General features: G+C 71.6%; 14 protein-coding genes. 12 read left to right on the forward strand and 2 right to left on the reverse strand.

Features of this window, described 5'->3' with window-relative positions:
• The first annotated feature begins 144 nt into the window (after positions 1 to 144).
• From GA707_RS05550 to GA707_RS05565, 4 genes are all read left to right on the forward strand, one after another.
• The gene (locus GA707_RS05550) at positions 145 to 2,256 is read left to right on the forward strand and encodes a glucose PTS transporter subunit IIA (RefSeq protein ID WP_152177411.1); all 2,112 of its coding nucleotides are present in this window, start codon (positions 145 to 147) and stop codon (positions 2,254 to 2,256) included.
• 6 nt (positions 2,257 to 2,262) lie between these two features.
• The gene (gene nagB / locus GA707_RS05555; RefSeq protein ID WP_152177412.1) at positions 2,263 to 3,048 is read left to right on the forward strand and encodes a glucosamine-6-phosphate deaminase; all 786 of its coding nucleotides are present in this window, start codon (positions 2,263 to 2,265) and stop codon (positions 3,046 to 3,048) included.
• A gap of 2 nt (positions 3,049 to 3,050) precedes the next feature.
• Positions 3,051 to 4,205, forward strand: coding sequence for an N-acetylglucosamine-6-phosphate deacetylase (gene nagA / locus GA707_RS05560; RefSeq protein WP_152177413.1), 1,155 nt, complete (start codon positions 3,051 to 3,053; stop codon positions 4,203 to 4,205).
• 64 nt (positions 4,206 to 4,269) lie between these two features.
• Complete coding sequence (locus GA707_RS05565; protein ID WP_152177414.1) at positions 4,270 to 4,479, forward strand: dodecin; 210 nt, start codon at positions 4,270 to 4,272, stop codon at positions 4,477 to 4,479.
• Positions 4,480 to 4,505: 26 nt separating this feature from the next.
• Here the strand turns inward: GA707_RS05565 and arfB are convergent, their stop codons facing one another.
• Positions 4,506 to 4,943: an alternative ribosome rescue aminoacyl-tRNA hydrolase ArfB gene (gene arfB / locus GA707_RS05570; RefSeq protein ID WP_152177415.1), complete on the reverse strand. Its 438-nt coding sequence runs from the start codon at positions 4,941 to 4,943 to the stop codon at positions 4,506 to 4,508.
• Between the two features lie 108 nt (positions 4,944 to 5,051).
• Here arfB and GA707_RS05575 point away from each other — a divergent pair, with 108 nt between their 5' ends.
• Positions 5,052 to 5,954, forward strand: a complete 903-nt coding sequence (locus GA707_RS05575; RefSeq protein WP_152177416.1) for a sulfurtransferase — start codon at positions 5,052 to 5,054, stop codon at positions 5,952 to 5,954.
• A 2-nt stretch (positions 5,955 to 5,956) separates the two neighbouring features.
• Positions 5,957 to 6,418, forward strand: a complete 462-nt coding sequence (locus GA707_RS05580) for a SufE family protein (protein ID WP_152177417.1) — start codon at positions 5,957 to 5,959, stop codon at positions 6,416 to 6,418.
• Between the two features lie 6 nt (positions 6,419 to 6,424).
• Here the strand turns inward: GA707_RS05580 and GA707_RS05585 are convergent, their stop codons facing one another.
• A complete protein-coding gene (locus GA707_RS05585) occupies positions 6,425 to 7,570 on the reverse strand; it encodes an acyl-CoA dehydrogenase family protein (protein WP_152177418.1) in 1,146 nt (381 codons plus the stop codon).
• A 76-nt stretch (positions 7,571 to 7,646) separates the two neighbouring features.
• Between GA707_RS05585 and GA707_RS05590 the strand changes: the two genes are divergently transcribed.
• The 6 genes from GA707_RS05590 to GA707_RS05615 are packed head-to-tail and all read left to right on the forward strand — an operon-like array spanning position 7,647 to position 15,651.
• Complete coding sequence (locus GA707_RS05590) at positions 7,647 to 8,450, forward strand: TIGR03084 family metal-binding protein (protein WP_152177419.1); 804 nt, start codon at positions 7,647 to 7,649, stop codon at positions 8,448 to 8,450.
• Complete coding sequence (locus GA707_RS05595) at positions 8,447 to 10,207, forward strand: acyclic terpene utilization AtuA family protein (RefSeq protein WP_226963551.1); 1,761 nt, start codon at positions 8,447 to 8,449, stop codon at positions 10,205 to 10,207. The genes GA707_RS05590 and GA707_RS05595 overlap by 4 nt, the downstream gene beginning before the upstream one ends.
• Positions 10,204 to 11,373: an acyl-CoA dehydrogenase family protein gene (locus GA707_RS05600; RefSeq protein ID WP_152177420.1), complete on the forward strand. Its 1,170-nt coding sequence runs from the start codon at positions 10,204 to 10,206 to the stop codon at positions 11,371 to 11,373. The genes GA707_RS05595 and GA707_RS05600 overlap by 4 nt, the downstream gene beginning before the upstream one ends.
• Positions 11,370 to 12,968 carry an acyl-CoA carboxylase subunit beta gene (locus GA707_RS05605; RefSeq protein WP_152177421.1) on the forward strand — a complete coding sequence of 533 codons (1,599 nt, stop codon included), beginning with the start codon at positions 11,370 to 11,372 and terminating at the stop codon, positions 12,966 to 12,968. Before GA707_RS05600 ends, GA707_RS05605 begins: the two co-directional genes overlap by 4 nt.
• A gap of 5 nt (positions 12,969 to 12,973) precedes the next feature.
• Positions 12,974 to 15,049 carry a biotin carboxylase N-terminal domain-containing protein gene (locus GA707_RS05610; protein WP_152177422.1) on the forward strand — a complete coding sequence of 692 codons (2,076 nt, stop codon included), beginning with the start codon at positions 12,974 to 12,976 and terminating at the stop codon, positions 15,047 to 15,049.
• The gene (locus GA707_RS05615) at positions 15,046 to 15,651 is read left to right on the forward strand and encodes a TetR/AcrR family transcriptional regulator (RefSeq protein WP_226963552.1); all 606 of its coding nucleotides are present in this window, start codon (positions 15,046 to 15,048) and stop codon (positions 15,649 to 15,651) included. Before GA707_RS05610 ends, GA707_RS05615 begins: the two co-directional genes overlap by 4 nt.
• Positions 15,652 to 15,692: the final 41 nt, after the last annotated feature.

Genomic DNA, 15,692 nt, shown 5'->3' on the forward strand with positions numbered 1-15,692 from the left:
CGTGCGCTCGTGGCCGAACGCTTGACGTATCGATTGGTCTATGCCAATCTTGCCACATCGCACAGTGGTCTAAACCAATTCTCGGACCACTACCCCACTCGTCACGACAACCGCCACGACCCCACGACCGCCCCGGAGGATCCCATGACAACGACCGTCACGTCCCCAGCCACCGAGAAGCGGGGACTGCGCATCCCCGGCTTCGCGCAGCTGCAGCGACTGGGCAAGAGCCTGATGCTGCCGATCGCACTGCTCCCCGCCGCCGGGATCCTGCTCCGACTCGGACAGGACGACCTCCTCGGCGGCATCGAGGCACCCATCGTCGGGCCCTTCTTCGACGCCATGAGCGCCGCCGGTGGCGCGATCTTCGCCAACCTGCCGCTCCTGTTCGCCGTGGGCGTGGCCATCGGTTTCGCCCGCAAGGCGGACGGCTCGACGGCGCTGTCTGCGGTCGCCGGCTACCTCGTCATCGCCGAGGTGTTCTCGGCCATGTCACCGGTCGTCCTCGCCGGCGAGACCACCCCGAGCGGTGACCAGGCGACGATCAACTACAGCGTCTTCGCCGGCATCGTCATCGGTCTGGTCACCGCGTACCTCTTCGACCGCTTCCACACGATCCAGCTGCCGCCGTATCTCGGCTTCTTCGGTGGGCGCCGCTTCGTGCCGATCGTCGTCTCCTTCTCCGCACTCTTCATCGGCTTCGCGATGAGCTACCTCTACCCGATCTTCGACATCGGTCTGACGGGCATCGGTGAGTTCATCGGCGGTGCCGGCGCGCTCGGGGCCTTCGTCTACGGCTTCGTCAACCGGATGCTCATCCCGCTCGGCCTGCACCACATCGTGAACACCTACATCTGGTTCCTCTACGGCGACTTCACCGCCGACGGTGTCACCTACACCGGCGAACTCACCCGATTCGCCCAGGGCGACCCCTCGGCGGGCCGGCTCACCTCCGGCTTCTACCCGATCCTCATGTTCGGCCTCCCCGCCGCCGCGCTCGCGATGATCCACGCGGCCCGCCCCAAGCAGAAGAAGATCGCCGTCGGCATCCTCTCCGCGGCCGGCCTGACCGCGTTCCTCACCGGCATCACCGAGCCGCTCGAGTTCGCGTTCATGTTCGTCGCGTTCCCGCTCTACGTGATCCACGCCCTCCTCACCGGTCTGTCGCTGGCCATCGCGTACTCCCTCGACATCCACCTCGGGTTCTCGTTCTCGGCCGGGCTGATCGACCTGCTCCTCTACGGCACGGCGCCGGCGGCCAAGAACATCCCGCTGCTCGTCGTCATGGGCCTGGTGTTCTTCGTCGTCTACTACCTGATCTTCCGCTTCGCCATCGCCAAGTGGAACCTCATGACCCCCGGGCGCGACCCGCAGGGTGACGACGTCGCGGCGATGGACGACGACGCCACCGACGAGTCCGGCGCCTCAGGGTCCGCCAGCGAGCGCGCGGAGAAGCTGATCACCGCCTTCGGCGGGGCGGAGAACCTCAAGGCCGTCGACGCCTGCATCACTCGGCTGCGGATCGAGGTCGCCGACAAGGGCAAGGTCGACCAGACCGCCCTCAAGGCCCTCGGCGCCTCCGGCGTCGTCGAGGTTGGCAACAACGTCCAGGCGATCTTCGGCACCCGGTCCGACGCGCTCAAGGACGAGATCCGGGCGACGCTCGACTCCGGTTCCACCCCAAGCGGCACATCGTCGCAGCGGACCGCCCCGTCCGCCGACGCCGCACCGACGAGCGCGACCGCTGCTCCGGCCGCACCGACCGGCCGCACCGTCGTCGTGTCGCCCATCGCCGGCACCCTCGTGCCGCTGCAGGACGTGCCCGACGCGACCTTCGCCAAGGGTCTGGTCGGTCCGGGACTGGCCATCGATCCGCCCCGCGAGCACGTCGACGCCGTGGCGCCGGTCTCCGGCACGATCGCCAAGCTCTGGCCGCACGCCTACGCGATCAAGACACCCTCCGGCGCCGGAGTCCTCGTCCACCTCGGCCTCGACACCGTCCAGCTGAAGGGAGAGGGCTTCACCGCATACGCGAGCGAGGGCGACGAGGTCGAGGTCGGCCAGCGGATCGTCGGCTACGACGTCGCGGCCGTCGAGGCCGCCGGCCGCAACCCGGTCGTGCCGGTCGTCGTCCTGGACCGCAAGGCTGCGGACGTCGCCCTGCGCGAGCTCGACGCCGGAGCCGACGTGCGCTCGCTGGAGCTGCTCCTGACCGTCGCTGCGACCAAGTCTGCCGCTGCCGCGAAGGGAGCGTGAGCGGTCATGGAGGTCGTCATCCTCGACGAGCCGGCCGCCCTGGCCGCACTCGCCGCCGACGCGATCGGGGCCCTGCTGCGGGATCGACCCGACGCGGTTCTGGGACTCGCCACCGGCTCCTCGCCCCTGGCGGTGTACGACGAGCTGGCCGCCCGGTTCGAGCGGGGTGAGCTGAGCTTCGCCGCAGCGCGGGGCTTCACCCTCGACGAGTACGTCGGCCTGCCGGCCGACCACCCGGAGCGGTACCGGACCGTCATCGACCGCGACCTCGTCTCCCGGGTGGACTTCGGCCCGGGGGCGGTGTCCGGACCGGACGGGTCGGCGAGCGACATCCCGGAGGCGTGCGCCGCATACGACCGGGCGATCGCAACCGCCGGAGGGGTCGACCTGCAGATCCTCGGCATCGGCACCGACGGACACATCGCCTTCAACGAGCCCGGCTCGTCGTTCGCCTCGCGCACCCGGATCAAGACCCTGACCCGACAGACGCGACTCGACAACGCGCGGTTCTTCGACGGCAACGTCGACGCGGTGCCGACGCACTGCCTCACCCAGGGTCTCGGCACGATCATGGAAGCCCGGCACATCGTGCTCCTCGCGACCGGAACGGCGAAGGCCGAGGCGGTCCACCAGCTCGTCGAGGGTCCGGTCAGCGCGCTCTGGCCCGCGACCATCCTGCAGCACCACCGGCACGTCACCGTCCTGCTCGACGAGGCAGCCGCGAGCCGGCTGCAGCTCGGGCAGTACTACCGCGAGACGTATGCGGGCAAGCCGGACTGGCAGGGGATCTGACGATGATCATCGGCGCCGGATCGCTCCTCACGGGCACGGCTTCCCTCGGCGCGGGCTGGGTCGAGGTCGCCGGCGACCGGGTCGTGGCGCTCGGCTCGGGCCTGGCGCCGGGTCCGGTGGACCTCGACCTGTCGAGTGCCACGATCACGCCCGGCTTCGTCGACATGCACGTCCACGGCGGAGGAGGCGGCGCCTTCCCCGAGGCGACCGCCTCCGCCGTCGCCGCGGCGGTGGGCCTGCACCGCAGGCACGGCACGACGGCGATGATGGCCTCGCTCGTCTCCGAGCACCCGGCCACTCTCCTGCACCAGGTGACGACCCTCGCCGACCACGTCGAGTCCGGCGACCTGCTCGGGATCCACCTCGAGGGTCCCTGGCTGTCCCCGCAGCGGGGCGGGGCGCACGAGTCGTCCGCTCTGCGCGGTCCCACCCCTGACGAAGTCGAGACTCTCCTCGCCGCGGCGCGCGGCACGATCCGGATGGTCACCATCGCCCCCGAGCTGCCCGGGGCGATGGACGCCATCCGCCGGCTGTGCGACGCCGGGGTCGTCGTCGCGATCGGTCACACCGATGCGACCTACGACCAGGCCCGGGCCGCCATCGACGCGGGCGCGACGGTCGCCACCCATCTCTTCAACGCCATGCGCCCCGTGCACCACCGCGAGCCCGGCCCGGTCGTCGCCGCCCTGGAGGACCCCCGCGTCACGGTCGAGCTGATCACCGACGGCGTCCACCTGCACCCGGCCCTGCACCGGCTCGTCACCGCGGAGGTCGGCGTCGACCGCGTCGCTCTCGTGACCGACGCCATGGCGGCGGCGGGTATGGCCGACGGTGCCTACACGCTCGGCTCGCTGAACGTCGAGGTCGTCGACGGCGTGGCCCGGCTGGCGGGCAGGGACACCATCGCCGGCAGCACGGCGACCATGGCGCTGCTGGTGGCCCAGGCCGTGCACAACTCCCGCGCGGAGCGTGCTGACGCGATGCTCACGGCCGTCCGGCAGGTGACCGTCAACCCGTTGCGCGCCCTCGGCCTGCCGGCCCCAGGACTGGCGGAGGGTGCACCCGCAGACCTCGTCGTGCTCTCTCCCGACCTCGATGTCGTCGGTGTCATGCGGCAGGGCACCTGGCTGCGACGACCCGGCTCACCTGGCGACTGACCTGCCCTCGCACGAGTACGGTCGGGGCAGGAGCAACGAGGCTCCTCACGACCACGGAGGCACCATGTCGAACCACGTCTACAACGTCTCGGAGATCGTCGGCAGCTCGCACGACTCCATCGAGGACGCCGTGCAGACCGCGATCGCCGAGGCGAGCCAGACCCTGCGCAATCTCGACTGGTTCGAGGTCACCGAGATCCGCGGTCACCTCGAGGAGGGGCGGATCGCCCACTGGCAGGTCGGCATCAAGCTGGGCTTCCGGCACGAGAGCTGAGCGAGGCGCCTCCTTCACAGCTCCGCTCACGGCTCCGAGGACCCGGCCGGACGGCCGCGGCCCTCCTTGAGCCGGCCCCGGCGGCGCTTGTCGTCCAGACGGCGACGACGAGAGGCCGCCGTCGGCCGGGTCGGTCGTCGCGCCGGACCCGGCGGTGAGCCGGCCTCGCGCAGCAGCTGCGCCATCCGGGCTCGCGCCGCGCGCCGGTTCGCGAGCTGGCTGCGATGCTCCGACGCCACGACGGTCAGGACGCCGTCGGTCAGGCGACCCGACAGCCGGCGCAGCACCCGCGACCGCACCTCCTCGGGGACGCCCGGACTGCCGGCGATGTCATAGCTGAGCTCCACCCGCGAGTCGGTCGTGTTCACGCCCTGGCCGCCGGGGCCGGAGCTCCGCGAGAAGCGCTCCCGGAGCTCTCCGCCGGGCACGACCCACCGGCGGCTCACGACGAGGTCCTCGGCCACGGCTCCAGTCTCGCCCGTCCGCGGCGCCGACGTCGACGCGCCCCGTGTCGTCCTCCCGCGCCAACCCACCCGTGTCGCCCGATATCCGCAGCGGAGTACGGTGGCTGGATGACGGAGAACACCGGCACCGACACCAGCACCAAGATCGCCGAGTACGCCCACCCCGAGCGGCTCGTGACCACCGCCTGGCTCGCCGAGCGGATCGAGGCCGGGGAGACCGGTCCGGGGAAGCAGATCGTCGTCCTGGAGTCCGACGAGGACGTCCTGCTCTACGACATCGGGCACATCCCGACAGCGCTCAAGCTGGACTGGCACCAGGACCTCAACGACCCGCTGACCCGCGACTACGTCGACGGCAAGCGCTTCGCCGAGGTGATGACCGAGCGGGGCGTGGCCCGGGACTCGACCGTGGTCATCTACGGCGACAAGAGCAACTGGTGGGCGGCCTACGCGCTGTGGGTCATGACCCTGTTCGGCCACGAGGATGTCCGACTGCTCGACGGCGGCGGGGCGAAGTGGGTTGCGGAAGGCCGCGAGGTGACCCGCGAGATTCCGCAGGTTCCTGCGGAGTGGACCACCGCATACCCCCTGGTGGAACGCGACGACGCACCGATCCGCGCGTTCAAGGACGACGTGCTCGGCCACCTCGGCAAGCCGCTCGTCGACGTCCGTTCCCCCGGCGAGTTCAGCGGCGAGCTGCTGCACATGCCGGACTACCCGCAGGAGGGCGCGATGCGCGGCGGGCACATCCCCGGCGCGAAGTCCGTCCCGTGGGCCCGCGCGGCCAACGAGGACGGGACGTTCAAGTCGCGGGCCGAGCTCGAGGCGATCTACCTCGACGAGCAGGGCCTGGCTGCTGACGACGAGGTGGTCGCGTACTGCCGGATTGGCGAGCGCAGCAGCCACACGTGGTTCGTGCTCACCCACCTGCTCGGGTTCGAGAACGTCCGCAACTACGACGGGTCGTGGACCGAGTGGGGCAACTCGGTGCGCGTGCCGATCGAGCGGTGACGATGGGTTCGCCGCTCGCCGAGATCGCCGCCGACTTCCGGGAGGCGGCGCCCCCGGACCGACTCCAGCTGCTGCTCGAGTTCAGCGAGGAGCTGCCCGACCTGCCACCGCGGCTCGCCGACGCCCCGGAGAAGCTCGAGCAGGTGCACGAGTGCCAGTCACCGCTGTTCCTCGCCGTCGAGGTGGGTGAGGATCCGGGGGTGCCGACCGACGACCAGCGCGTGTCGCTCTTCTTCTCCGCACCGCCGGAGGCGCCGACGACGCGAGGGTTCGCCGGGATCCTCCACGAGGGTCTGGACGGGCTGACCGTGGCCGAGGTGCTCGCGACCCCCGACCAGGCGCCGATGGAGTTCGGGCTCGCCGAGGTCGTCTCGCCGCTGCGGATGCGCGGCATGGTCGCCATGCTGAGCCGGATCAAGCGCCAGGTGCGGCTGCGGACCTCGGCGGAGACGGCCTCGAGCTGAGGTAGGTCAGGCCGGCAGTCCGTCGAGGCGCGCCAGCACCTGGAGCATCACCTCGTCGGCGCCCCCGCCGATCGAGGCGAGCCGGACGTCGCGGTACAGCCGGGCGGTCCACGTCTCCTCGAGATAGCCCATGCCGCCGTGGAACTGCAGGCAGGTGTCCGCGACCTCCCGGACCAGCCGACCGGCGGTGAGCTTGGCGACGCTCGCGAGGCGGGTGATGTCCTCGCCCGCCTCGTACGCCTCGCAGACGGCCAGGTTGTGGCTGCGGAGCAGCTCGACCTGCGCCTGGAGCTCGGCGAGGCGGAAGGTGACGTATTGCTTCGAGGCGAGCGGGCCGCCGAACACCGAGCGCTCGTGGACGAACGCGCGGGTCCGCTCGAGCGCCTTGTCGCACGTGCCGACCGTGGAGTACGCGGCGAACATCCGCTCGATGATGAACTGCTCCATCTGCTGCTGGAATCCGCGCCCGATCTCGCCGATGGTGTTCGCGACGGGCACTCGGACCTCGTCGAGGACGAGCTCGGCGGTATCCGAGCTGCGGTTGCCCAGCTTGTCGAGGGTCCGCGAGACACCGAAGCCCGGGCGGTCGGTCGGCACGATGATCTGCGACATGCCCTTATGGCCGCCCTCGTCGGAGGTGCGGGCGAGCAGGCAGACCCAGTCGGCCTGGGTGCCGTTTGTGATGTACATCTTGCGGCCGGTGATGACCCAGTCGTCGCCGTCGCGGACGGCCCGGGTGCGCAGTCGCGACACGTCGGAGCCGGTGTCTGGCTCGGTGACCGCGATCGAGGTCACCGACTCCCCCGCGATGGCGGGCGCGAGGAACTCCCGCTTCTGCTCCGGGGTGCCGAACCGGTGCAGCGACGGCGTCGCCATCATCGACTGGACCCCGATGGCCATGCCGACCCCGGCGGAGTCCATCCGGCCGAGCTCCTCGGCCGCCACGAGCTGGTAGCTGTGGTCGGCTCCCTCGCCGCCGTACTCCGGGTCGTACTCGAGACCGAGCAGGCCGATCGCCGCCGCCTTCGGGAAGAGCTCGTGCGCGGGGAAGCGACCAGCCGCCTCCCACTCGTCCGCGTGGGGGTTGACCTCGACGTCGACGAACCTCCTGACGCTGGCCCGGAAGGCGTGGTGGTCCTCGGTCAGTCGCATACAGGGACGCTAGGGCGCTGATGTGAAAAAAGCAATCATGCTTGCTTTTTTCGAGACGTCCTGCCAGCCTCGCTCCATGAGCGAGACGGCATCGGGCACAGGCACACCGCGTGCGACGGCGACCGCCTTCGTCGAGGAGTGCGAGGACCTCGACGCGCTCGTGGCCGACCTGTCTGCCTCCGACTGGGCGCGCGAGACCCCGGCCGTGGGCTGGACGATCGCGCACCAGATCGCGCACCTCGCGTGGACCGACGAGGTCGCCCTGCTCAGCGCGACCGACCCGGAGGGCTTCGCCGATGTCGCCGCCGAGGCCGCGCAGGATCCCCTCGGCTATGTCGACCGGCAGGCCGAGGCACGGGCCGCTCTGCCCCCGGCCGAGCTGCTCGCCGGCTGGCGAGACGGTCGCCGGCGCCTCGCCGACGTCCTCGACTTGGTGGACCCGGACGTCAGGCTGGACTGGTTCGGGCCGCCGATGAAGCCGCGCTCGATGGCCACGGCCCGCCTCATGGAGACCTGGGCCCACGGCCAGGATGTCGCGGACACGCTCGACGTCAGCCGGACCCCGACCGACCGGCTACACGACATCTGTCACCTCGGGGTCCGGACCCGCGACTGGGGCTACCTCATCAACGGCAAGGAGGCGCCGGCCGGGGAGTTCCGCATCGAGCTCACCTCGCCCTCGGGGGCGGTCTGGACGTGGGGTCCAGAGGCCACGGACGGCGCGGCGGGCACGGTCACCGGATCCGCGTTGGACTTCTGCCTCGTCGTCACCCAGCGCCGCGACGTCGCCCGAACGGACCTGCGGAGCACCGGTGCGGCGACCGAGTGGCTCACCTTCGCCCAGGCCTTCGCCGGGGCACCGAAGGGTATGCGCGGGTGAGCGCCCCCTCGAACGGAACCGCGGTCGGGCGGGACCCCGAGCTGCTGCGCATCGGGAACTGCTCCGGCTTCTACGGCGACCGTCTCTCCGCGATGCGTGAGATGCTCACCGGCGGGGAGCTCGACGTCCTCACCGGGGACTGGCTGGCCGAGCTCACGATGCTCATCCTGCTCCGCGACCGGCTCAAGGATCCGGACACCGGATACGCCAAGACCTTCCTGCGTCAGCTCGAGGACTGCCTCGGACTCGCTCTCGACCAAGGGGTGACCATCGTCGCCAACGCGGGCGGGGTGAACACTCCCGGTCTCGTGGCGGCGATCCGCACGATGGCCGCAGCCCAGGGGCGGGAGCCGACCGTCGCATACGTGCGGGGGGACGACGTGGGCGCGCGGGCCGGCGAGCTCGGTCTCGGGTCCCCGCTCGGAGCGCACGCCTACCTCGGCGCATTCGGGATCGCGCGGGCGGTCGCCTCGGGGGCGGATATCGTCGTCACCGGCCGGGTGACCGACGCCTCGGTCGTCCTCGGCCCCGCGATCGCGCACTTCGCCTGGACCCGGGAGGACCTCGACGCGCTCGCCGGCTGCACGGTGGCCGGGCACGTCATCGAGTGCGGGGCACAGGCGACGGGCGGCAACTACCCGTTCTTCACCGAGGTCGCCGACCTCGTCCACCCCGGCTTCCCGCTGGCCGAGATCCGTCGCGACGGCTCGAGCGTCATCACCAAGCACCCCGGCACCGCCGGCCTCGTCACCGTCGACACGGTCACCGCGCAGCTGCTCTACGAGGTGGGCGACGGCCGGTATGCGGGGCCGGACGTCACGACCCGGCTCGACACCGTGCGCCTCACCGAGGACGGGCCCGACCGCGTGCTCATCTCCGGGGTGCAGGGGGAGGCGCCGCCGCCGGAGCTCAAGGTCTCGTGCACGTCCTTCGGCGGCTTCCGCAACGAGGTGACGATGGTCCTCACCGGCCTGGACATCGAGGCCAAGGCGGACCTGTTCCGGCGGCAGTTCGAGGACGCGCTCACGACCTCCCCGGCCGAGGTCACGTGGACACTGGCCCGGACCGACCGTCCGGACGCCCCCACTCAGCAGCAGGCGGCCGCCCTCCTCACCGTCGTGGGCCGCGACCCGGACGCGAACGTCGTCGGTCGGGCCTTCGCAAACGCAGCGGTCGAGGTGGCACTGGGCTCCTACCCCGGCTGCCACCCGACCGCTCCGCCCGCGGCGGGGTCCCCCTACGGCGTCTTCACGCCGCGGTTCGTCCCGCAGGAGGCTCCGGCGCACGAGGTCGTCCTCGACCACGGGACGGTGGAGCGCGTCGAGCCGCCCACGGTCACGGCGACGCTGCAGCCGTTGCGCGGTCCGGGCCCCGAGGAGACCGGCGACCTCGGCCCGACCCGGCGGCTCCCACTCGGCGCGGTCGCCGGCGCTCGGGCCGGCGACAAGGGTGGACACGTCAACGTCGGCGTCTGGGTGCGCGACGAGCGGGCCTGGCCGTGGCTGTCGGCCCTGCTCACCGAGGACCGGGTGCGCGAGCTGCTCCCCGACACGGCCGGGCTCGACCTCGAGATCACGCGCCTGCCGAACCTGTGCGCCGTGAACATCGTCGTCCGCGACCTGCTCGGACTCGGCGTCGCCTACAACGCTCGCTTCGACCCCCAGGGCAAGGGGGTCGGCGAGTGGCTGCGCTCGCGCCACGTCGACATCCCCGAGGCACTGCTGACCTCGACACCGCCCTCCGGAGAGAACCGATGAGTCACGCCGACTGGACCACCGACGAGCTGCGGGCGCTGCGCGCCACGACCACCGCCTTCGTCGACAAGGAGGTCCTCCCCCACCAGGACGGATGGGAGGAGGCCGGTGAGCTGCCGCGCGCACTGCACCTCGCCGCCGGGCGGCTCGGCCTGATCGGCGTCGCCTTCCCGGAGTCCGCCGGTGGGGGCGGCGGAGGCCAGCGGGCGGCGGTGACCGTCGCCGAGGCACTGCACGAAGCGGGCGCGGCGGCCGGTGTCTATGCCTCGCTCTTCACGGCCGGGATCGCGTGTCCGCACATCGTCGCCGCGGGCGACAAGACGCAGATCGACCGGTGGGTCGCGCCCACCCTCGCCGGCGAGCTGATCGGCGCGCTCGGAATCACCGAGCCGGGTGGCGGCTCCGACGTCGGAGGCCTGCGCACGACCGCGCGCCGCGATGGCGACCACTACGTCGTGGGCGGATCCAAGACCTTCATCACCTCCGGGGTGCGCGCCGACTTCGTGACGACAGCGGTCCGCACCGGCGGGGGGGAGCTGCGCGGCGCCCGCGGCCTCTCCCTCCTCGTCATCGAACGGGACACCCCGGGGTTCGAGGTCTCGCGACGGCTCGCCAAGATGGGCTGGCGCTGTTCGGACACCGCCGAGCTGTCCTTCACCGACGTCCGGGTGCCGGTCGAGAACCTCGTCGGCCCCGAGAACGCCGGCTTCCTCCTCATCGGCCGCGCTTTCCTCAGCGAGCGCATCGCCCTCGCCGTCCAGGCGTACTCCCAGGCCCAACGCTGCCTCGACCTCGCGACCGCGTGGTGTCGCGACCGCACGACCTTCGGTGCGCCGCTGATCTCCCGGCAGGGGGTGCAGACGACCCTCGTCGAGATGGCCCGCCGCATCGACGTGGCCCGCACCTACACCCGGGCGGTCGTCGACCGCTACGAGGACGGGGAGGAGCTCGCCGACCTCATTCCGCAGGTGTGCTTCGCCAAGAACACCGCGACCGAGACCGGCGAGTGGGTCGCCCACCAGGCCGTGCAGCTCTTCGGCGGCCTGGGCTACATGGCCGAGAGCGAGGTCGAGCGGCAGTACCGCGACATCCGCATCCTCGGCATCGGCGGTGGGACCGTCGAGATCCTCAACGACATGGCCGCACGACGACTGGGACTGACCGCATGACCATCCTCCGGAGCACCCTCGACCCGACGAGTGAGGAGGCCGTCGAGGCCCGCGAGTCGATGCTCGCCGCTCTCGACGAGATCGGCGAGGAGGCGCACAAGGCCGTCCTCGGCGGGGGCGAGAAGGCCGTCGCCCGGCACCGGGGGCGCGGCAAGCTGACCGCCCGGGAGCGCATCGAGCTGCTGCTGGACCGGGACAGCCCGTTCCTCGAGCTGGCCCCCCTCGCGGGCTACGGGTCCAGCTTCACCGTCGGCGGCAGCGTCGTCGCCGGGATCGGTGTCGTCTCGGGGGTCGAGTGCCTCCTCGTCGCCAACGACCCGACGGTCAAGGGTGGGGCGAGCAACCCGTGGTCGCTGCGCAAGAGCCTGCGGATGCACGAGATCGCCCTGCAGAACAGGCTTCCCGTCATCTCCCTCGTCGAGTCCGGCGGTGCCGACCTGCCGACCCAAAAGGAGGTGTTCGTCCCAGGTGGCGCGATCTTCCGCAACCTCACCCGACTCTCCCGCGAGGGGATCCCGACCATCGCCCTGGTCTTCGGCAACTCGACGGCGGGCGGCGCATACCTGCCGGGCATGAGCGACCACGTCGTTATGATCGAGGAGCGCTCCAAGGTCTTCCTCGCCGGGCCCCCACTCGTCAAGGCCGCGACGGGCGAGGAGTCCGACGACGAGTCCCTCGGCGGGGCGCAGATGCACGCCCGCGTCTCGGGTCTCGCCGACCACTACGCGCTCGACGAGCAGGACGCGATCCGGATCGGGCGGCGCATCGTCGCCCGGCTCAACCGGCGCAAGGCCGCCGGGCCGCTCGTCCCGGCTCCACGGCCGCCGCGCTATCCGGCCGAGGAGCTCCTCGACATCGTCCCGCCCGGCCTCAAGGCCCCCTTCGACCCGCGCGAGGTGATCGCCCGGGTCGTCGACGACAGCGACTTCGACGAGTTCAAGCCGCTGTACGGCACGTCGCTCGTCACCGGGTGGGCGCAGCTGCACGGCTTTCCCGTCGGCATCCTCGCCAACGCCCGGGGGGTGCTGTTCAGCGAGGAGTCGCAGAAGGCCGCGCAGTTCATCCAGCTCGCCAACCGCGCGAACACCCCGCTGTTGTTCCTGCACAACACGACCGGGTACATGGTCGGCAAGGACTACGAGCAGCGGGGGATCATCAAGCACGGCGCGATGATGATCAACGCCGTCTCGAACTCGACCGTTCCGCACATCTCGGTGCTGCTGGGCAACAGCTACGGCGCCGGGCACTACGGGATGTGCGGTCGGGCCTACGACCCCCGCTTCGTCTTCGCCTGGCCGTCGGCGCGCTCGGCCGTCATGGGTGCCCAGCAGCTCGCGGACGTCGCCTACATGGTCTCCAAGGCATCGGCGGAGTCACGGGGACTGCCGTTCAACGAGGAGGGCATGCAGGCCCTCCGGACCATGATCACCGACCAGATCACGGCCGAGTCGATGCCGATGGTCCTCTCCGGTCTGGTCTACGACGACGGCATCATCGACCCGCGCGACACCCGCGACGTCCTCGGGATCGCCCTGTCCGCCATCCACACCGCACCGGTCGAGGGCACCTCGTCCTTCGGCGTCTTCAGGATGTGACGACGATGCCCGAACTCATCTCGACCGACACCACGACCATCACGAGCGTCCTCGTCGCGAACCGGGGCGAGATCGCCCGCAGGGTGTTCGCGACGTGCCGCCGTCGCGGTCTGGCCACCGTCGCCGTGCACTCCGACGCCGACGTCACCGCGCTGCACGTGCGCGAAGCGGACGCCGCCGTCCGACTCCCGGGCAACGCCGCGGCCGAGACGTACCTGCACGTCGACCGGATCATCGAGGCAGCCCGACGCGCCGGCGCCGACGCCGTCCATCCCGGCTACGGCTTCCTCTCCGAGAACGCCGACTTCGCCCAGGCGGTGCAGGATGCCGGCCTCACCTGGATCGGCCCGCCGGCGGAGGCGATCCGTCTCATGGGCAGCAAGGTCGCGGCCAAGGAGCTCATGCGCGCCGCCGGCGTCCCGGTCCTCGACCGGCTCGACCAGGACGCCGTGACCGAGGCCGACCTGCCGCTTCTCGTCAAGGCCTCCGCGGGCGGTGGGGGCCGGGGGATGCGTATCGTCCGGCGCCTCGACGACCTGCCGGCGGCGATCGAGTCCGCCGACGCCGAGGCCGCCTCGGCCTTCGGTGACGGGACCGTCTTCTGCGAGCGCTTCGTCGAGGGGGGACACCATGTCGAGGTCCAGGTCATGGCCGACCGCTACGGGACCGTGTGGGCCCTCGGCGAACGCGAGTGCTCGCTGCAGCGCCGGCACCAGAAGGTCATCGAGGAGGCGCCATCGCCGCTCGTCGAGCGCGTCGGCCCGGGCATGCGGGACCGGCTGCTCGAGGCCGGTCGGGCTGCCGCGGCCGCGGTCGGCTACGTCGGGGCGGGCACGGTCGAGTTCCTGGCCACCGAGGACGGGTCGTTCTTCTTCCTCGAGATGAACACGCGTCTGCAGGTCGAGCACCCGGTCACCGAGTGCGTCACCGGTCTCGACCTCGTGGGGCTCCAGCTCGACGTGGCGCAGGGGCGGGCTCTGGAGGGTGCCGAGCCGACGATGACCGGCTGGTCGGTCGAGGCGCGCATCTATGCCGAGGACCCCGCTGACGGTTGGACCCCGCAGACCGGGACCGTGGCCGTGTTCGACGTCCCAGGGGTCGGTGCCGAGTTCGACCGTCCTCCGGAGCACGGCATCCGTCTCGACTCCGGCGTCTCGGCCGGCTCCGTGGTCTCCACGCACTACGACGCGATGCTCGCCAAGGTGATCTCGCGCGCACCCACCCGCGAGGCCGCCGTCCGCGAGCTGACCACCGCCCTGCGGCGCACCCGCATGCACGGGGTCCGGACGAACCGGGACCTCCTCGTCGCCACCCTCGCCCACCCCGAGGTGCTCGCGGGGACGGCGCACACTGGCTTCTACGACACCAACGACCCGGCCGCCCTGAGCGCAGACACCGGACTCGCGCCCGACCTCGGCGCCCTCGTCGCGGCCCTGGCCGACGCAGCGGAGGAGCGATCACGTCTCGGTCACCTCGTCGCGGTCTCGAGCGGCTTCCGAACCGTCCGCGACGGGTTGTACCGGCACCGCGCATACCTGGTCGACGGCGGTGGGGCCGACGGCGATGGCGTGAACGGCAGCGAGTATGCGGTGGGCTACCGGTTCGCGCGGGACGGACTCGAGCTGGAGAGACTTCCCGCGGGCACCCAGGAGGTCCGGCTCGTCGACCTGGCGGGCGACCGCGTCGTCCTCGAGCTGGACGGGGTGCGCCGGTCCTTCGAGGTCTCGCGGCACCCGGTGCCGGGGCAGGATGAGGCGGCCGTCGCCATCGACTCCCCCCTCGGCTCGGTCGAGCTGCGGCGGCTCCCGCGCTTCGTCGACCCCTCGGCCCGGGCCCCCGAGGGTGCGCTCGTGGCTCCGATGCCCGGCGCCGCCGTGCGGATCGCGGTCTCGGTCGGCGATGTCGTCGCGGCGGGCCAGCCGCTGATGTGGCTCGAGGCCATGAAGATGGAGCACGTCATCGCTGCACCCGCCGCCGGCACGGTCCGCGAGATCCTCGTCAGCGTCGGCCAGCAGGTCGAGCAGGGCACCACGCTCGCCGTCGTCGATCCGGCTGCCGCCGAGGACGGCCCGGCGGCGTGACGATCTCCGGCGAGCCGAAGCAGGACCGCAGCCGCGCCACGCGGCAGCGGCTCCTCGAGGCGGCCGTGTCGTGCCTGGCCACGAGGGGATGGGATGCCTCCACCGTGTCCGTCATCGCGGCGGAGGCCGGCATCAGTCGTGGCGCCGTGCAGCACCACTACCCCACCAGGGAGCACCTGGTGCTGGCGGCGCTGCGCTTCATCTTCGACGAGCGCAAGGCGGCTGTGGAGGCGACCGAGATGCCGCGCCGAACGGGTCGGGCGCGCGTCCACGCGGTCGTCTCACTCATGGTCGAGGTCTACGGCGGCGACCTCTTCCGGGCGGCACTGCAGGTGTGGACGGTCGCCGCCGCGGATGCTCAGCTGCGCGATGCCGTCGTGCCGATGGAGCGGGCCTTCGCCCGGGAGGTGCACGAGATGGCTGTGCGACTGCTCGAGGTCGACGACTCGGACCCGCACAGCCGAGCGCTCATCCAGGCCACCTTGGACCTCGCGCGCGGGCTGGCATTGGCCAACCTTCTCACCGACGACACCAGACGTCGGCGCAGGGTCGTCGACACCTGGTCCGACCAACTCGCCGAGGCGCTCGGGGTCCCCGACTGACGGATCGTGTGACCAGACCGGTGCCAGGAGGCCGTTTCGGT

Source organism: Nostocoides sp. F2B08, from assembly GCF_009184895.1.
In the GTDB taxonomy this organism is placed as follows: domain Bacteria; phylum Actinomycetota; class Actinomycetes; order Actinomycetales; family Dermatophilaceae; genus F2B08.